Source organism: Microbacterium sp. P03, from assembly GCF_043556235.1.
In the GTDB taxonomy this organism is placed as follows: Bacteria; Actinomycetota; Actinomycetes; order Actinomycetales; family Microbacteriaceae; genus Microbacterium.
Genome location: NZ_JBIGIM010000007.1, coordinates 55,371 through 73,439, shown reverse-complemented (window position 1 = coordinate 73,439; position 18,069 = coordinate 55,371). Strand labels below are relative to the sequence as shown.

Genomic DNA, 18,069 nt, shown 5'->3' with positions numbered 1-18,069 from the left:
CCATCGACCGACGCGCTCTGGTGAGCCGCCACAATATACAGCTGACATCTTTCGCGCCCGACCAGGTCCTCACCGTCGGCAACGGCGACTTCGCCTTCACCGTCGACATCACGGGCATGCAGACCTTCCCAGCCGCTCACGACCAGCTGACCGAAATGATGAGGGCCGTAGAGTCCGCTCCAGACCGCGCGTCAGGCTCGGCGAGTAGTCTGCCCGTGATCTCCCTGTGCACGATGAGCAACTGGGGCTGGCACGAGATGCCAAATCCCGCGGGTTACACGCTGAATGACGCGATGTCGGAATACCAGACCGCGCGCGGCGCGGTGCGGTACCCCGACCGCTACGACATGCACGCTGCCGCGATGGGCCAGGTGCCTGACGAACTGAAGGCAGGAACCTGGCTGCACGAGAATCCGCACCGCCTGAACCTGGGTCGGATCGGCCTTCGCCTTCGCCGCTCCGCGACCGCGCCCGTAGAAACGGACCCCACCGCACTCGCGGACCCGACGCAGACCCTCGATCTGTGGAGGGGCATCGTCACCAGCGACTTCCTCTACGCCGACGCGCCGGTGCGGGTCACCACCGTTGCCGAGCCGGAGTCGTCAGTCGTGGCTTTCCGCATCGAGTCGACACTGTTAGCCGATCAGCGCGCCCAAGTGGAAGTGGAGTTCCCGTATGCGAGCACAGGGTTCTTCCAAAGCTCCGACTGGGCTGCCACCGACCGGCACGAGTCCCACCTGGACGTCCACGGCCATGAGGCGACCATCCGCCGGCACGTGGACGCAACTGAGTACGACGTCGGGATCGCAGCCACGACCGGTGCAGCAATCGAGCCGGGCGATCGACCCCACCTCTTTCTCATCTCCGCCCATCCCGATCACCACGCACCGCACCTCGAAGTGGTGGTGTCGTTCGCGCCGGCCGCGATTCCAAAAGCGACTCTTCCAAGCTTCACCACGGTCGCCGCCTGTGCAGAAAAGGCGTGGGAGCACTTTTGGCTGAGCGGAGCGGCACTCGACTTCTCCGACACAAACGACCCCCGGGCCGCAGAACTCGAGCGACGAGCGGTCCTGTCCCAATACCTCACCCGCGTCAACAGCGCCGGCATCCTCCCTCCGCAGGAAACAGGCCTGACCACCAACTCGTGGCAAGGTAAGTTCCACCTCGAGATGCATCCGTGGCACGCCGCCCACTTCGCCACCTGGGGGCGCCCCGAACTGCTCGAACGCAGCCTCCCCTGGTACGAGACCGTCCTCGACGTCGCCCGCGCCACAGCAGCGCGACAGGGTTACTCCGGAGCGCGCTGGCCAAAGCAAGTCGGCCCGGACGGGCGCGAAAGCCCCACACCCATCGGGTCGCTGCTGGCCTGGCAGCAACCGCACATCCTCTACATGCTCGAGCTCGTCTGGCGCGCGTCCGTCGAGCCACATCGCAGCGAGCTGCTGGCACGCTTCGCCGATCTCGTAGCCGAGACGGCGACCTTCATGAGCGCCTTCGCCGACGAACATGAGGGGTCCTACCATCTCGGCCCACCGATCATGCCGGCCCAAGAGTTCTACGACGCCACCCTCACCCAAGACCCCACATTCGAGTTGGCCTACTGGTGGTGGGGTTTGGAAATCGCCCAGCGGTGGCGCGAGCGCTCAGGGCTCGATCGGAACGATGAGTGGACCCTTGTTCAGAATCACCTCGCACAGCCTTTGCAGGTCGACGGCCTCTACCGCGCTGTCCGTGACCCGGGACCATTGCGGCGAGACGACCACCCGTCCGCGACGGCAGCTCTGGGGCTCGTCCCCGCCACCCCACTGATCGAGGCGAACGTGATGGCTGCCACCCTCGCCGACATCCTCAACGATTGGGAGTGGCCCTCCGCGTGGGGGTGGGACTTCCCCATGATGGCTATGACGGCAACTCGACTCGGCCGACCGGACCTTGCCGTTCAGATCTTGCTTCGCGACGAGCGGCGAAACGCATTCACGGCGGTCGGTCACAATCCTCAGCTGGGGGCTGCGCTGCCGCTCTACCTCCCCGGCAACGGCGCGCTTCTCGCCGCCCTCTCTCTCCTCGCCGCGGGCGGCGACGACGGCACACCCGCGGGCTTTCCCAAGGGGTGGACCGTGCGCGCTGAAGGCTTCATCCCATGGCCCTGACCCGAAAGATCGGAAAACGAGAATGACAGACCCATCGCCGACCTTCCTGTGGGGCGCATCCACCGCGCCGCACCAGATCGAAGGCAACAACCTCAACAGCGACTGGTGGGTCTACGAACAGCGGATGCCGCACTTCAACCCCAGCGGCGACGCCGTCGACAGCTACCACCGCTACGAAGACGACATGCGGCTACTCGCCGACGCCGGACTCAACGCCTACCGTTTCGGCATCGAATGGGCGCGCGTCGAGCCGCTCCCAGGGCAGTTCTCGCTCGCCGAACTCGCTCATTATCGCCGGATGATCGACACCGCGATCCGTCTCGGATTGACACCCGTCGTCACGCTGCATCACTTCTCCAGCCCCCGGTGGTTCATCGAAGAAGGCGGATGGCTCGGCGACACCGCGATCGAACGCTTCACCGCCTACGTCACGCGGGTCTGCGACATCCTCGACGGTGTGCCGTGGGTCTGCACGATCAACGAGCCCAACATGTTCGCTTTCATGATGCTGATGGCCGGAGCCATCAACGCGGACGCCGTTCCCGAGATCGACACGCCCACCGTCCAGCGGGCAGACGGATTCGTCCTGCCGCTCCCCTCACCCGAGGCAACTCGGAGGCTGATCGACGCGCACCATGCGGCGCGGTCGATCGTGCGGGAACACACCACCTCCGCCGTCGGCTGGACCGTGGCGAATCTTGCGCTGTACGCGGCCGACGCGACTTCGGCATCGCGGCTCGAGCAGGAGCGCTACGCCCGCGAAGACGTCTTCCTCGAAGGCGCACGCGGCGACGACTTCATCGGTGTCCAGGCCTACTCCACCCAGGCCGTGGATCAGACCGGTCTGGTGCCGAACCCCCCCAACCCCGACAACACGATGGTCGGCACCCCGTATCGCCCCGATGCGCTCGGCATCGCGGTCCGCCACGCGTGGGCGATCACTCAGGGGGTGCCGATTGTCGTGACCGAGAACGGTATCGCCACCCCTGACGATGATCGGCGCGTCGCCTACACGTCGGAGGCGCTGACGCACCTACTCGCGGCGGCGGACGAGGGGGTGGATGTCCGTGGCTACCTGCACTGGAGCGCTCTGGACAACTTCGAATGGGGCCACTGGGAGCCGACCTTCGGCCTCATCGCGGTCGACCGCACGACGTTCACCCGCACGCCCAAGCCGAGCCTCGCCTGGCTGGGCGCGGTCGCCCGCAGAGGCGCGCTCAGCGCCGCATCCCTCCCGTCGGAAGGCGCCGCATGACATTCGCAGATTATCGAGGCACACGGGTCGTGGTGACCGGCTGTTCGTCCGGAGTCGGGGAGGCGGCGGCTCGCGCCCTCGTCGACCTCGGGGCGGAGGTGTTCGGGCTGAGTCGACGACGTCCGACCTTCCCGATTGCACAGTTCCACAGCGTGGACCTTGCGTCGGTGGATTCCGTGGATCACGCCACTTCGCTGCTCAGCGGGCCCGTCGACGCGCTCTTCAACTGCGCGGGCGCGCCGCCCACCCTTTCCTCCCGCGAGATACTCAAGGTCAACTTCCTGGGCCCGCGCCTGCTGACGGAGCGTGTTATTGAAATAATGCCCCCGGGAGGTGCGATCGCCAATGTGTCCTCGAGCGTCGCCGGGGCATGGAGAGACCATCTCCCTGTCATCCGAGAGTTCGTGGACACTCCCTCATACGACTCCGGGCTCGCCTGGTACGAGGAGCACGAGAAGATCGCCGGGCACGGATATCCGTTCAGCAAACAAGCACTCACGGTGTGGACGCTGCAACAGTCGAGCGTGCTGGTCAAGCGCGGGCTGCGAATCAACGCCGCAAGTCCCGGGCAGGTCGACACAGCCCTGCTCGAGGTGAGCCAGCAGGCCTTCCCTCCCGAATTACTCGCTGCCTCCTTGAGACCGAGCGGGCGGGCTTCGACGGTGCAGGAGCAGGTCCTGCCACTGCTCTTCCTGAACAGCCGCGGCGCGTCGTACGTGAACGGCGCCGATCTCGCGGTCGACGGAGGAAATTCGGCCATCCAGGCGACGGAGGTGCGGGCCGGCTGAGTTGCGCCTCAGGCGACCCTCGCTCACTGCGAGCCTCGGACACCGGCATCGGCGAACTCGCGTGCAGTGACCGCGACGCCGCCGCATTGTCCGAGATCTACTTACCGTGGGGCATAAACACAGTAGATTCAGCCCCTTTTGCGCGAGGAACTCGCGGATCTATGCGGGTCTCGTGCCACGAATGAGCACTTTTCCGCTAGCCACCGGCCCAATCGGAAAAGAAATCGGCAAGAAAATGTTCCCGATTTGTTCCCAAAATGCCGAAAAGCGACACTCGAAAGTGCCGCTGATCAGGGGTTTAAATGGCGGTGACGGTGGGATTTGAACCCACGGTAGGGGTGAACCTACACAACATTTCGAGTGTTGCACCTTCGGCCGCTCGGACACGTCACCGTCGTCGAGTTTACGACACGCGCGGGGATGCGGCGAATCGGCGTCAGGTCCGCACACCTCACAGCGCGCACGCAATCCGGATCATCCCCCAGGATGACCCGGATCACCCTTCCGCCCGACGCGCCGCGACAGGCCCGCGCGAAGACTTGACCCATGACCGTTCCGCTCCTCCACGCCCGCGCCCTCACCAAGACCTATGGGCAGACCGTCGCCCTCGCCGGGGTCGACCTCGACGTCTTCGCCGGCCAGTCCGTCGCCATCATGGGCGCATCCGGCTCGGGCAAGACGACGCTCCTGCATGTCCTCGCCGGCATCGTGCTCCCCGACTCGGGCGCCGTGCACCTGGCGGCGAACGGGGCGACGACCGACGTCACCACCCTCGACGACGCCGATCGCACTCGACTGCGCCGCGAATCGTTCGGCTTCGTCTTCCAGCAGGGCATGCTCGTGCCCGAGCTCACCGCGATCGAGAACGTCGCACTCGCCCTCATGATCACCGGGATGCCGCGGCCCGAGGCCGAACGGAAGGCCGCGCCGTGGCTGCAGTACCTGGGCCTGGCCGGCATGGAGGACCGCCGTATCGGACAGCTCTCCGGCGGCCAGGCGCAGCGCGTCGCGATCGCCCGCGCGCAGGTCACCGGAGCCGGGATCGTCTTCGCCGATGAGCCGACGGGAGCCCTCGACTCCCGCACGTCCGACGAGGTGATGGCGGCCCTCCTCGCCTCCACGACCGGCCGGGGCTCCACTCTGGTCCTCGTCACCCACTCCGACCAGATCGCCCGGCAGTGCGACCGCATCGTCGACATGCGCGACGGCCGCGTCGTCGGCGAGCGCGCGGGTCGGGCGGTGTCGGCATGACCTCAGGCGTCCTCACATCGGTCCGGCCTCGACGCCGTGGCGCAGCATCCGCCCTCGCCCTCACGCGCCTGTTCCTGCGACCCGGCGTCACCCGGAAGGGCACCGTGCTGCTGCCGGTCGTCGCCTTCGCAGCCGTCACCGCTCTGGTGCTTATCGTGGTCGGGGGCGCGCAGACGTTCTGGACGACGACCGACGACCTCGCCGGGCTCTACCAGCTGCTCGCCGTGGTCGCCCTCGCACTGCTTCTGGTGCCGCTCGTCACCGTGGGCGGGGCCGCCGCCCGCCTGTCGGCACGTCGACGCGACGACCGCCTCGCCACGCTGCGACTGCTCGGAGCCTCGAGCACCACGGTCCGCTCGATCGCCGTGCTCGAAGCGACGACCCTGGCCGGGTCAGGCTCGCTCGCCGGCACCGTCGTGTTCCTGGCGACATCGCCGCTCGTGGGGCTCATCCGATTCCGGGGTGCCGCGCTGACCGCCGGCGGCGTGCTCCTGCCGGTGTGGGCGATCGTCGTCGTCTGTGCGGGCATCGTGCTTCTGGCCGCGGTCAGCGCGATCGCGAGCCTGCGGCGCGTCGTCGTCTCGCCGCTCGGTGTGCGAACTCGCGACGCGGCACCGCACGTCGCCGCGATCCGTGCCGTGATCGCGGTCGTCGCCATCGGCCTCGGCTACGCGGTGATGAGCCTCCTCGGCGCGGCCACGTCGATGATCGCCCTCGTGGTCGTCCTCGGCGCGGTCTGCGCGGGCATCCTCGGCGCGCTCTCGGTGATCGGCCCTTGGCTCGTCCGCGTGCTGGCGCGGCTCGAGGTGCGTCGGGCCCGCACCCCGGAGCGCCTCCTTGCCGCGCGCGCCATGCTCGAGAGCCCCCACGCGATATGGCGCCAGGTCGCGCCGCTGGCGATGGCGTCGTTCGTGGCCGTGTTCGCCGGCGTCGGCGCGGCACTGATGGATGTCGCGACCGGCGGCGCCTCATCCGCCGACGCCGCTCTGGTCACCGACATCCGCACGGGGCTCGCCATCACGGTCATCGGAACGTTCGTCATGGTGGCGTGCGCGACGGCGATCGGTCAGGCCACCGGCATCCTCGACCGCACCGAGCTGTATCGCGGGCTCAGCCTGCTCGGCGTCCCCTCACGGACGATGGATGCTGCGCGCCGACGAGAGACGATGCTTCCGGTGCGGGTGGCCGTGGTCGGTTCCGCCGTCGCGGCAGCCGTCGTGCTGCTGCCGCTGACGGGGATCGCCCTGATCGTCAGCCCCGTCTCGATCGTGGTGATCGTAGCGACCATCGGGATCGGCGTGCTCATCGTCTGGGCGGCCCTCGCCGTCACTCGGCCGCTGCTGCGCGCCGTCGCCACCGGCCCGGCCTGAGCCGGGCCGGCCACGGCATCCGTCACTCGCCCAGCGCCGCCGCTCCGGCGATGACGTCGACGACCTGCGAGGGCTCGGGCATGCCCACGGCGAAGACGTACGTCGCGGTGAAGCCGACCTCCGCGATCTCGCGCACGGTCGCGGCGACGGTCTCGGGCGTCGACTCGGGCGTGATCGGGATCATCGCGGTCTTCTCGATCTCGTCGTAGTCCCGGCCGACCGCGTCGCAGTGCCCGCGCAGCACGTCGAGCTTGCGCGCCGACTCGGGGCTGAACGAGATGTTGCAGGCATCCGCGTACTGGGCGACCATGCGCAGCGTCTTCTTCTCGCCGCTGCCGCCGATCATCAGGTACGGATGCGGCCGCGCGATGCTCTGCGGAGAGTTCAGCGTGCGACCGAGCTGATAGATCGCACCCTCGTACGGCTCCTCCGAGTCCGACCACATCTGCAGGCAGATCTGGATCGTCTCCTCGAGCTGCCGGAAGCGTTCGGCGACCGGCGGGAACTCGAAGCCCATCCCGGCGGACTCCTCCTCGTTCCATGCCGCGCCGATGCCGAGGCCGACCCGGCCGCCCGACAGCACGTCGAGCGTCGTGACGGCCTTGGCGAGCAGCGCCGGCTCGCGGTAGATCACTCCGGTGACCAGCGTGTGCAGCAGCGCCTTCTCGGTGTTCGCCACGATGAAGCCGAGGGTGGCATAGGCCTCGAGCATCTCGTGCTCGACGGGTCCGATGCCGGGCAGCTGCCAGAAATGGTCCATCACGGTGATGCGCTGGATGCCCGAGGCCTCCGCATTGCGCACGTGGGCCGCCAGCATCGGGCCGAGCTTCGACGGGCCGGTGTTCCAGGTGAAATCTGCGATGTGCAGTCCGAATTCCATGACGTCGTCCCGTCCGGTGGGGGTGTCGGATGCCGCATCCGACCGCACTCCTCAGGCTAAGCCCGTCAGCCTCCGGCGCACGCACCCTCCCGTCACCCCGGCGGGGCTAAGTTGGCACCGTGAGCCAGAGCACCCTCGCCCCGCAGCAGCGGCTCGTCGTCGCGATCGCCGCACTCGCCTCCTTCGTCGCGTTCCTCGACGGCACCGTCGTCAACGTCGCCCTGCCGGCGATCGGCCGCGACCTCGGCGGCGGCCTGACGACCCAGCAGTGGGTGGTCGACGCCTACCTCATCGCCCTCGGGGCGCTGATCCTGCTCGCGGGGTCGGTGAGCGACGCTTTCGGCCGCATCCTCGTCATGCGGATCGGGCTGATCGGGTTCGGCGTCGCCTCGATCGCGGTCGCCCTGTCGCTCGATCCCCTGTTCCTCGTCATCGCCCGGGCTCTGCAGGGCGCCGCCGGGGCGTTCCTCGTGCCGAGCTCACTCGCCCTCATCACCTCGACCATCCGCGGTCCGCTGCAGGGCAAGGCGATCGGAACCTGGACGGCCCTCACCACGAGCGCGATGATCGCCGGGCCGCTCATCGGCGGGCTCTTCGTGGACTACCTGTCATGGCGGTGGGTATTCCTCATCAACGTCGTCCCGATCGCGATCACGCTCTGGCTCCTCACCCGGCTCACCGCGCACGACGAGCGGCGGCCGGACACCCGCATCGACTGGCTCGGCGGCGCCATGTGCACGCTCGGGCTCGGCGCCGCCGTCTTCGCGCTGATCGAGCAGCCCAACCTCGGCTGGACCGACCCCGGTATCTGGATTCCGCTGGTCTGCGGCATCCTGCTATTCACCGCGTTCCTCCTCCGGCAGCGCACCTCGTCGTCGCCGATCCTGCCGCTCGGACTCTTCCGCATCCGTAACTTCTGGACCGGCAACGTCGCGACGTTCTTCATCTACGCGGCCCTGTCGCTGAACGGGTTCGTGGTGGCCGTCTACCTGCAGCAGGGCGCGGGACTGCCCGCGACCCTCGCGGGTCTCGCGAGCCTTCCGACGACGATCCTCATGATCGTCCTCAGCTCGCGTATGGGCACCCTCGCCGGGCGCTGGGGACCGCGCCTGTTCATGACGGTCGGGCCGTTGCTGATGGGCGTCGGCGCGCTGCTGCTGCTGACCGTCCGCACCGACTTCGACTACTGGTGGCAGGTGCTGCCCAGCATGATCGTCTTCGGCCTGGGCCTGTCGGTCACCGTCTCCCCGCTCACCGCGGCGATCCTCGGCGCGGTCGACACAGCCCGCTCGGGAATAGCCTCGGCCGTCAACAATGCGGTCTCGCGGGTCGCGGGCCTCCTCGTCATCGCCGCCCTCGCGGCGATCATCGGCGGCAGTCTCGACCTCGACGGCTTCCACCGCGCCGCCGTCGTGACGGCCCTCCTGATGGCGGCCGGAGGCGTGGCCTCGTTCCTCGGCATCCGCAACACGAAGAGAGCGGATGCCTCGGCCGACGGGTCGCGCACCCCGGCCGACACGGCCCCCGACACGTCCGCTCCGCAGAGCACCTGAACATCAGGGGTCGCCGTAGCCGCAGTACTCGCCGCCCTGCCAGACTGAGCGCATGAGCGTCATCGAGAACTCGAAACTGACCGTCGTCGGAGCCGGAAGCGTGGGCGCGAGCGTCGCCTACGCCGCACTGATCCGCGGGTCGGCCCGGCACGTGGCGCTCTACGACATCGCCACCGCGAAGGTCGAGGCCGAAGTGCTCGACCTCGCCCACGGCACGCAGTTCACCGGGTCGAGTCAGATCACCGGAGGCAGCGACCTGTCGGTGGTGGAGGGCTCGCACGTGGTCGTCATCACGGCCGGCGCGAAACAGAACCCCGGACAGACGCGCATCGAGCTCGCCGGGGTCAACGCCGGCATCATGAAGAAGATGATGCCGGCGCTGCTCGAGGCCGCGCCGAACGCGATCTACGTCATCGTGACCAACCCCTGCGACGTGCTCACCGTGCTCGCACAGGAGTCGACCGGTCTTCCACCCGAGCGCATCTTCGCGTCGGGCACCGTGCTCGACACCTCTCGGCTGCGCTGGGAGCTCGCGCGCCGTGCGGGTGTCTCGTCGTCGAGCGTGCACGCCTACATCGTCGGCGAGCACGGCGACACCGAGTTCCCCCTCTGGTCGACCGCGACGATCGGCACCGTCCCCATCCTCGACTGGCAGACCGAGCAGCACCCCCCGATGGGCGTGCACGAGCTCGACGGCATCGCGGTCGATGTGCGCGACGCCGCCTACAAGGTGATCCTCGGCAAGGGCGCGACCAACTACGCGATCGGCCTGTCGAGTGCGCGCATCGCCGAGGCGATCCTGCAGGACGAGCACGCCGTCATGCCGGTCAGCACGGTGCTCGACGGCTTCCACGGTCTCAGCGGCGTGGCCCTGTCGGTGCCGTCGATCGTGAGCGCCTCAGGGGCGTTCCCCATCCCCGAGACGCCGTTCTCTGACGACGAACTGGGGCTGCTGAGGCGCTCGGCCGACGCGCTGCGCGAGGTCGCGGATTCGCTGCGGGGCTGACGCCCGTCCGATCACGCGCGGGCTCGACGGCGTCGATTCTCGCGCCACGCCCGCCACGCGCCCGTCGACCAGAGCGCCCAGAGCACGAGCAGCGGCTGGAAGATGAGACGGATGCCGCGCGCGAGGTCCGTGTCGAGACCGAACGCGTCGCGTCCCTCGACGTACTGCGCGATGTTCCCCGGGAACACCGCGACGAAGAACAGTGCGACGACCCATCCCACCGCGACGCGATGTCTGCCGAGCAGGAGCAGCGCGAGTCCCAGGCCGACCTCGACGACTCCCGAGGCCAGGACGACGAGATCCGCATCGAGCGGCAGCCACGGCGGCACCTGCGCGCGGAACGACTCCCGCGCGAACGTCAGATGGGCGACGCCGGCGACCGTGAGGAAAGCTCCGAGCACCCACCGTCCGAGGCGCCGGGCGGTGCTCGAACCCGGGGCGCGCGAGGTCTGGCTCATGCCTCCAGTCTGCGGTCTCGAAGACCGCGGAGAGCTGCCGCAGCGATGTCGCCGGTCCCGCCTACGCTGAGACGATGGCCACCCGCAGACCCACCCAAGCCGCGCCGTACCGGTGCACGGAGTGCGGGTGGACGACCCTGAAATGGGTCGGCCGCTGCGGCGAATGCCAGCAGTGGGGCACCGTGGTCGAGGCATCCGAGTCCCCCGGCATTTCGCGCTCGGTCGCCCCGATCGCACCGGGAGCCGGTCGCGCGGCGCGTCCGATCACGACCATCGACACGACCGATGCCCCGCGGCGCACGAGCGGTGTCGGCGAATTCGACCGCGTCCTGGGGGGCGGTATCGTGCCGGGCGCGGCGATCCTCCTTTCGGGCGAACCCGGGGTCGGAAAGTCCACGCTGCTGCTCGAAGTGGCGGCCGCGAGCGCGCGGGCCGGGCGACGGGTGCTCTACGCGAGCGCAGAGGAGTCGACCGCCCAAGTGCGGCTGCGCGCCGAGCGCACCGGTGCGCTGCACGACGAGCTCTACCTCGCGGCCGAGACCGACCTCGCCACGATCCTCGGTCACATCGACCAGGTGCAGCCCGAACTCCTGATCGTCGACTCGGTGCAGACCGTGTCGTCGTCGCTGTCCGACGGCATGGCCGGGCATCCGGGGCAGGTGCGGGAGGTGGCATCCACCCTCATCCGGGTGGCGAAGGATCGGGGCCTCCCGGTCATCATCGTCGGCCACGTCACGAAAGACGGTTCGATCGCGGGGCCCCGCATCCTCGAGCATCTCGTCGACGTGGTCTGCCACTTCGAGGGCGACCGGCAGACGTCGCTGCGCTTCATCCGCGCCCTCAAGAACCGCTTCGGGCCGACCGACGAGGTCGGATGCTTCGACATGACCGGCGCCGGAATCACCGAGGTTCCCGACCCGAGCCAGCTGTTCCTCGGGCACGGGAAGATCGAGGCAGGCACGTGTGTCGCGATCGCCCTCGAGGGACGACGGGCGATGCCCGTCGAGGTGCAGGCGCTGACGATCGCCACGAAGGCGCCGAACCCCCGCCGGGTCGTGAACGGGGTCGACAGCGCCCGCGTCGCGATGGTGCTGGCGGTCCTGGAGAAGAAGGCGAAGATCGTGACCTCCGACAAGGACGTCTACGTCTCGACGGTGGGCGGGGTGCGCTTCACCGAGCCCGCCGCCGACCTCGCGATCGCACTGGCCGTCGCCGGATCGGTGAGCGAGAAGCCGATGCCCAAGGGTTTCGCCGCGATCGGCGAGCTGAGTCTGGCCGGTGAGATCCGCCCCGTCACCCAGGTGACGCAGCGACGCAGCGAGGCTGCCCGGCTCGGATACACCGAGGTCATCGACAACCGCTCCGAGACGCTGAGTGGGGCGCTCCGCGACGTGACGACCCGGGCCAGGGCCCGGCCGGGTGACCCCGCCCCGGGCTTCTGAACGCGCGCGGGCGGCTGGTGCCTCTCAGATCGAAAGTGCGGCCAGCAGGTCGGCCGGCGTGGCCTGCATCGGGTGCGGGCCCGCGATGTCGAAGAACACCGTGGTGATCTCGGCCTGGTGCGCTTCCAGAATCGCCTTCAGCGACTCCGGCGACTGCAGGGCGACCGCGGGCGGCAGCGTCTCGGGCTTGTGCGTGGCATCGCTGAACAGCAGCAGGGCGATGTCGCCGGTGTTCGGGTCGCGGTAGGTCCAGATCTCACCTGTGTCGAGCGGATTGTCGCGGGTCCCCGTTTTCATCAACGGCACCACGGTCGGCCCGTGTCGCAGTGCGAACGCGACGGCGGCCATGTCCTGCGTCTGCAGCGCATCCACGAGCGCCACGTTCCGGAACTCCAGGGGCGTCTTCTTCCTGCCGCTCTTGCCGGTCTTCCCGCTCTTCTTTCCCGATGCCACGTCCCCAGCCTAACGATCCCGTTCAGGTGAGGAATCCGCGCAGCAGCGCCTCCGACCCCGCCAGGTGATCGAGGATCGCCGCCTCCGCGGCATCCGCCCTCCCGGCCAGGATCGCGGACACCACTTCCTGGTGCTGGGCGTTCGAATGCTCGATGTTCCGGGGCAGCAGCGGGAAGGTGTCGAGCCAGCCGTTGACGCGGGCCCGATTCTCGGCGACGAGCGCGATCACCGACGGGATGCCGGCGAGCTCGGCGATCGACAGGTGCAGGAGCGTGTCGAGCCGGCGGTACTGATCTTCGCCCGCGCTCTGGGCGTTCGCGTGCAGCGCCCAGAGCGCCTCGCGCTCGGGAGCGCTAAGCGTACGCTCGGCCGCCGCGCGCGCGGCTCCCGCCTCGAGCACCCGGCGGAGGCCGAGCACGTCGTCGAGCTCACCGGGATCGACCGGGCCGAGGTCGACCGGTCGCGGAAGCGGGTCGGCGACGAACGTCCCGCCGTAGCGCCCGCGGCGCGGCACGAGGTAGCCGGTGTCGGTCAGCTCGCGGGTGGCCTCGCGCACGGTGTCACGGCTGACGCCGTAGAGCCCGGCGAGGTCGCGCTCGGAGGGCAGCGATTCCCCGGGCGCGACGACCCCGAGGCGGATGGTCTGCGCGAGGCGCGCGACCGTGTGCTCGAGGGCGTTCCCTTGCCGCACCGGACGGTAGACCGCGCGGTGCACCTCCGTGAGCTGCGGCGGCGGCTCCCCCTCCGGCGTCACCACCGCACCGTCTGCCCGTGATGTCATCGCTCCGCCCTCCCGCCGTGATCTGACCCGCCTGTGCGCAACTCCTCAAAAAACGGTGCGCCGCGTGCTCGTGGCCACCAGAACGCCGATCTCGCTGCATTCTTGAGGAGTCCGCGGCACGAGACGATTCACAGCGGCGTCACATAGGCGCTGCTGATGCCGCCGTCCACGACGAAGGTCGACGCCGTGATGAACGACGCATCGTCTGAGGCCAGGAAGGCGACGGCCGCGGCGAGTTCCTCCGGCTGCGCGAACCGTCCCATCGGCACGTGCACGAGCCGCCGCTGCGCGCGCTCCGGGTCCGAGGCGAAAAGCTCCTGCAGGAGCGGCGTGTTCACCGGGCCGGGGCAAAGTGCGTTCACGCGGATCCCCTGCCGCGCGAACTGCACCCCGAGCTCACGGGTCATCGCCAGCACCCCGCCCTTCGACGCGGTGTAGCTGATCTGCGACGTCGCCGAGCCGAGCAGCGCGACGAACGATGCCGTGTTGATGATCGATCCGCGACCCTGCGGCACCATATGCCGCAGCGCAGCGCGCGAGCAGAGATACACGCTCTTCAGGTTCACATCCTGCACGCGGTCCCATGCGGGGAGCTCGGTCGTCTCGATCGAATCGTCGTCGGGCGGGGAGATCCCCGCGTTGTTGAACGCGATGTCCAGCCGTCCGAGATCTCCGGCGACCGAGTCGAAGAGCATGTTGACGGATGCCTCGTCCGCGACGTCCACCGGCCGGAAGAGTCCGTCGACCTCGGCTGCCGCCGCCTCGCCCGACGCGGGATCGAGGTCGGCGATCACCACCCGCGCGCCCTCGGCCGCGAACCGTCGTGCCGTCGCCAGGCCGATCCCCGACGCGCCGCCGGTGATGATTGCGACCCTGTCCTTGAGCCTCTGCGTCAGATCCATCTCATGCCTTCCCGTTCCACGCCGTGCCGTGCCATCTCATGCCTTCCCGTCCCCGCGGATCCGCGCCACGAGCGTGCCGTGCCCACGTTGCGCGGCTTCCGGCCCGGCGAACCCGCCCCGCCCGGACACGCAGCTCCGGCTGCGCCGCGCCACCGCGTCGGCGGGCTCGCCGAGCCCGCTCACCGGGCATCCGTCGCGAAGAACACGTTCTTCGTCTCGGTGAAATGCTCCGCGGCATCCGGCCCGAGCTCGCGGCCGAGTCCCGACGCCTTCATGCCGCCGAAGGGCGTCCAGTAGCGCACCGAGGAATGGGAGTTGACCGACAGCACGCCGCTCTTGACCCCGCGCGAGACGCGGACGGCACGGCCGAGGTTCTCGGTCCAGAGCGATCCCGCCAAGCCGTACGCGGTGTCGTTCGCCAGACGGATCGCGTCGGCCTCATCGTCGAAGGGCAGCACGGCCACGACCGGGCCGAAGACCTCCTCCTGCGCGATCCGGTCCCCGGGGTCCGCCAGGACGACGGTCGGCGCGAACCAGAACCCGTCGCCCGACGGGGCCGAGCCGCGGAACGCCACCCGGTCATCGTCGACGAACGACGCCACCGTGTCGCGGTGCGCCGCCGAGATGAGCGGGCCCATCGACGTCGACTCCAGCGACGGATCGCCCACTTTCCAGTCCCGGACGGCGGGCTCGAGCAGCTCGAGGAACCGATCGTAGACCGACCGCTGCACGAGGATGCGGCTGCGCGCGCAGCAGTCCTGACCCGCGTTGTCGAACACGGCCCCGGGGGCGGCGGACGCGGCGGCCTCGAGATCGGCGTCGGCGAACACGATGTTGGCGCTCTTGCCTCCGAGCTCGAGCGTCACCGGCTTGAGTCCGCGTGCGCATCCCGCCGCGACCTCGACGCCGACCGGCGTCGAGCCGGTGAAGACGACCTTGCGCACGTCGGGGTGCGTCACGAAGCGCTCCCCGACCACCGACCCCGCACCGGTGATGACCTGGAAGAGTCCTTCGGGAAGGCCCGCCTCGAGGGCGAGCTCACCCAATCGCACCGCGGTCAGCGGCGTCAGTTCGGCGGGCTTCATCACCACCGCGTTGCCGGCGGCGAGCGCCGGTGCGAACCCCCACGACGCGATCGTCATCGGGAAGTTCCACGGCACGATGATGCCGACGACGCCGTACGGCTCGTGGAACGTGACGTTCAACCCCCCGGCGACCGGGATCTGCTGCCCGGACAACCGCTCCGGCGCCCCGGCGGAGAAGTTGAGCACCTGCGCGACGTGCGACGCCTCCCACCGAGCAGACGAGATCGGATGCCCAGAATTCTGCACCTCGAGGGCCGCGAGCTCTTCGACATGCTGTTCGACGATGCGCGCGAAGGCGCGCAGAGCGTCGGACCGGGCGACCGGAGCCGCATCTGCCCACCCGCGCTGAGCGGTCACCGCGCGGGCGACGGCGGCGTCGACCTCGTCCACCGTGGCGCGCGGCATCTCCTGGAACGCCCGGCCCGTGGCCGGATTGATCAGGGTGTAGGTGTCGCTCACGCGAGAATCCCTTCGTTTCGCGTCGTCCGCTCGCCGACCGGCGCGCTCCGGTGCTGCGGGAGGACGGACGGAGAGGCGTGCTTACGCGCGGCGAACTCGGCGGCCGCGTCGACGAGGCCGGCGAACAGCCGCCGATCCTCGGGGTTCTCCTCGGGGTGCCATTGGACGCCGACCAGGTACGCAGCATCCGGATCCTCGAACGCCTGCACCAGACCGTCGTCCGTGCGTCCGCTCACGACGAGACCTTCGCCCACGCGGTCCACGCCCTGGTGGTGGTAGCTGTGCACATCGAGGTCGCCGTCTCCGACGAGCCGCGCCAGGGTCGAGTTCGGCGCGACGGCGACGGCGTTCGTGGCGAAGACTCCGCCTCCGATCCGGTACCGCTCCGTGCCGAGCGCCTCGGGCAGGTGCTGGTGCAGGGTCCCACCCCGCGCGACGTTGACGAGCTGCAGTCCGCGGCAGATGGCGAACACGGGCAGCCGCCGCACCTCGGCGCCGCGGAACAGGGCCAGCTCCCACGCGTCGCGATCGCTGCGCGCAGGATCGGTGGTGGGGTGACGCTCGGCGCCGTACAGTTCGGGAGCGACGTCGAGTCCCCCGGTGAGGATGAGCCCGTCGATGCCGTCGAGGACGACCTCGGCCGCGGCATCCGGATTCGGCTGCGGTGGCAGCAGCACCGCGGCACCGCCCGACGCGGTCACGGCGTCGAAGTACTGCTGGGGGAGGAACGAGGCACGCACGTCCCACACACCCTGCTTCGCCTGCTCGAGGTAGGTCGTGAGTCCGACGACCGGCGGGCGCTCAGAGGCGCTCAAAACCGCGCACCCTCTCCCACTCGGTGACGACGGAGTCGTAGGCCTCGACCTCGATCCGCGCCTGGTTGAGGTAGTGCTCGACCATGTCGTCACCGAAGGCCTCGCGCGCGATCGTCGACTCGCCGAAGAGTCGAGCGGCGTCGCGCAGGGTGGTCGGCAGCTGGTCGACCCCCGCGGCGTAGGCGTTCCCCGTCATCGGCGGGGGCAGCTCGAGTTCGTTCTGCACGCCGTGGAGTCCGCCGGCCATGATCGCGGCGATCGCGAGGTAGGGGTTCACGTCACCGCCGGGCACCCGGTTCTCCACGCGCAGGCCGGCTCCGCGCCCGACGACGCGCAGCGCGCACGTCCGGTTGTCGACGCCCCACGCGATGCCGGTCGGCGCGAACGAGCCCTTGGCGAAGCGCTTGTACGAATTGATGTTGGGTGCGTACAGGAGGGTGAATTCCCGCAGGGTGGCCAGCACGCCGGCGATCCAGTGACCCATGAACGGGCTGAAGCCGTACTCGCCGTCTCCGGCCATCACCGCGTCGCCGTCCTCACCCTGCACCGAGAGGTGAATGTGGCAGCTGTTGCCTTCGCGCTCGTTGAATTTGGCCATGAACGTCAGCGACTTGCCGTGCTTGTCGGCGATCTCCTTCGCACCGTTCTTGTAGATCGCGTGCTGGTCGGCGGTCTCGAGAACCTCGGCGTAGCGGAACCCGATCTCCTGCTGACCGAGGTTGCACTCGCCCTTGACCCCCTCGCAGTACATGCCCGCGCCCTCCATGCCGACACGGATGTCGCGCAGCAGCGGCTCCATGCGCGTCGAGGCGAGCAGGTTGTAGTCGATGTTGTAGTCGGTGGCCGGCTGGAGGTCGCGGTACCCCTTGCTCCAGGCCTCGCGATAGGAGTCGTCGAAGACGATGAACTCGAGCTCGGTGGCGGCGTAGCCGACGAGGCCCCGGTCTGCGAGGCGTTCGCGCTGTCGTTTCAGGATGTCGCGGGGCGACTGCGTCACGCGATCACCGCTTTCCCAGCCGAGGTCGGCCATGACGAGCGCCGTGCCCGGCAGCCAGGGGATCGTTCGCAACGTCTCGAGATCGCTCAGCAGCATCATGTCGCCGTAGCCGGTCTCCCAGCTCGACATCGGGTAGCCCTCGACGGTGTTCATGTCGACGTCCACCGACAGCAGGTAGTTGCACGCCTCCGCACCGTGCGGCAGGACGACGTCGGTGAAGAAGCGCGCCGAGGTGCGCTTTCCCACGAGGCGGCCCTGCGCATCCGCGAAGGCGACGATCACCGTGTCGATCTCGCCCTGTGCGATCCGACTCTGCAGCTCCGCGACACTGAGGTTTCCCGGCATCCGTCCCTCTCCTCTTCCGCGTCCCCCTGCGCATGCGGCGGGATGCCCCTGCGACGTGCACCAACTGTAACGAGGAACT

At 69.1% G+C, this 18,069-nt stretch carries 16 protein-coding genes and 1 tRNA gene; 8 read left to right on the top strand and 9 right to left on the bottom strand.

The features are described from left to right. Positions 1-20: 20 nt before the first annotated feature. The 3 genes from ACFXOO_RS15400 to ACFXOO_RS15390 are packed head-to-tail and all read left to right on the top strand — an operon-like array spanning position 21 to position 4,193. Complete coding sequence (locus ACFXOO_RS15400; protein WP_394564031.1) at positions 21-2,150, top strand: hypothetical protein; 2,130 nt, start codon at positions 21-23, stop codon at positions 2,148-2,150. 22 nt (positions 2,151-2,172) lie between these two features. After that, positions 2,173-3,405 (top strand): family 1 glycosylhydrolase, encoded by a 1,233-nt coding sequence (locus ACFXOO_RS15395; RefSeq protein ID WP_394564030.1) that lies wholly within the window; start codon positions 2,173-2,175, stop codon positions 3,403-3,405. Next, the gene (locus tag ACFXOO_RS15390; protein WP_394564029.1) at positions 3,402-4,193 is read left to right on the top strand and encodes a coniferyl-alcohol dehydrogenase; all 792 of its coding nucleotides are present in this window, start codon (positions 3,402-3,404) and stop codon (positions 4,191-4,193) included. The genes ACFXOO_RS15395 and ACFXOO_RS15390 overlap by 4 nt, the downstream gene beginning before the upstream one ends. A 303-nt stretch (positions 4,194-4,496) precedes the next feature. Here ACFXOO_RS15390 and ACFXOO_RS15385 read toward each other — a convergent pair. Continuing rightward, positions 4,497-4,586 (bottom strand) — tRNA-Ser (locus tag ACFXOO_RS15385). Positions 4,587-4,739: 153 nt separating this feature from the next. On the opposite strand from ACFXOO_RS15385, the gene ACFXOO_RS15380 reads away from it, so the two are divergent. Next, entirely contained in the window at positions 4,740-5,444 is a 705-nt protein-coding gene (locus ACFXOO_RS15380; protein ID WP_378853878.1) for an ABC transporter ATP-binding protein, read from the top strand. Continuing rightward, the gene (locus tag ACFXOO_RS15375) at positions 5,441-6,814 is read left to right on the top strand and encodes an FtsX-like permease family protein (RefSeq protein ID WP_378843730.1); all 1,374 of its coding nucleotides are present in this window, start codon (positions 5,441-5,443) and stop codon (positions 6,812-6,814) included. The genes ACFXOO_RS15380 and ACFXOO_RS15375 overlap by 4 nt, the downstream gene beginning before the upstream one ends. Before the next feature lie 22 nt (positions 6,815-6,836). Here the strand turns inward: ACFXOO_RS15375 and ACFXOO_RS15370 are convergent, their stop codons facing one another. Next, the gene (locus tag ACFXOO_RS15370; protein ID WP_378843732.1) at positions 6,837-7,742 is read right to left on the bottom strand and encodes an LLM class F420-dependent oxidoreductase; all 906 of its coding nucleotides are present in this window, start codon (positions 7,740-7,742) and stop codon (positions 6,837-6,839) included. 71 nt (positions 7,743-7,813) lie between these two features. Here ACFXOO_RS15370 and ACFXOO_RS15365 point away from each other — a divergent pair, with 71 nt between their 5' ends. Both ACFXOO_RS15365 and ACFXOO_RS15360 read left to right on the top strand, forming a co-directional pair. Continuing rightward, entirely contained in the window at positions 7,814-9,247 is a 1,434-nt protein-coding gene (locus tag ACFXOO_RS15365; protein ID WP_394564027.1) for an MFS transporter, read from the top strand. 52 nt (positions 9,248-9,299) lie between these two features. Beyond that, positions 9,300-10,253, top strand: a complete 954-nt coding sequence (locus ACFXOO_RS15360) for an L-lactate dehydrogenase (RefSeq protein ID WP_378843736.1) — start codon at positions 9,300-9,302, stop codon at positions 10,251-10,253. An 11-nt stretch (positions 10,254-10,264) separates the two neighbouring features. Here the strand turns inward: ACFXOO_RS15360 and ACFXOO_RS15355 are convergent, their stop codons facing one another. Further along, positions 10,265-10,711: a hypothetical protein gene (locus tag ACFXOO_RS15355; RefSeq protein WP_378843738.1), complete on the bottom strand. Its 447-nt coding sequence runs from the start codon at positions 10,709-10,711 to the stop codon at positions 10,265-10,267. Positions 10,712-10,785: 74 nt separating this feature from the next. Between ACFXOO_RS15355 and radA the strand changes: the two genes are divergently transcribed. Continuing rightward, the gene (gene radA, locus ACFXOO_RS15350; protein ID WP_378843740.1) at positions 10,786-12,153 is read left to right on the top strand and encodes a DNA repair protein RadA; all 1,368 of its coding nucleotides are present in this window, start codon (positions 10,786-10,788) and stop codon (positions 12,151-12,153) included. Between the two features lie 24 nt (positions 12,154-12,177). On the opposite strand, the gene ACFXOO_RS15345 is transcribed toward radA, so the two are convergent. The 6 genes from ACFXOO_RS15345 to ACFXOO_RS15320 form a co-directional block, all read right to left on the bottom strand. Next, the gene (locus ACFXOO_RS15345) at positions 12,178-12,606 is read right to left on the bottom strand and encodes a dehydrogenase (protein ID WP_378843742.1); all 429 of its coding nucleotides are present in this window, start codon (positions 12,604-12,606) and stop codon (positions 12,178-12,180) included. Positions 12,607-12,628: 22 nt separating this feature from the next. Then, complete coding sequence (locus ACFXOO_RS15340) at positions 12,629-13,387, bottom strand: FadR/GntR family transcriptional regulator (RefSeq protein WP_378843744.1); 759 nt, start codon at positions 13,385-13,387, stop codon at positions 12,629-12,631. 128 nt (positions 13,388-13,515) lie between these two features. Continuing rightward, positions 13,516-14,289 carry a 3-oxoacyl-ACP reductase gene (locus tag ACFXOO_RS15335; protein WP_378843746.1) on the bottom strand — a complete coding sequence of 258 codons (774 nt, stop codon included), beginning with the start codon at positions 14,287-14,289 and terminating at the stop codon, positions 13,516-13,518. A gap of 179 nt (positions 14,290-14,468) precedes the next feature. Next, positions 14,469-15,833: an aldehyde dehydrogenase family protein gene (locus ACFXOO_RS15330; protein ID WP_378843748.1), complete on the bottom strand. Its 1,365-nt coding sequence runs from the start codon at positions 15,831-15,833 to the stop codon at positions 14,469-14,471. Then, a complete protein-coding gene (locus ACFXOO_RS15325) occupies positions 15,830-16,648 on the bottom strand; it encodes a gamma-glutamyl-gamma-aminobutyrate hydrolase family protein (RefSeq protein WP_378843750.1) in 819 nt (272 codons plus the stop codon). Before ACFXOO_RS15325 ends, ACFXOO_RS15330 begins: the two co-directional genes overlap by 4 nt. After that, entirely contained in the window at positions 16,635-17,990 is a 1,356-nt protein-coding gene (locus tag ACFXOO_RS15320; protein ID WP_378843752.1) for a glutamine synthetase family protein, read from the bottom strand. Before ACFXOO_RS15320 ends, ACFXOO_RS15325 begins: the two co-directional genes overlap by 14 nt. Between the last annotated feature and the right edge of the window lie 79 nt (positions 17,991-18,069).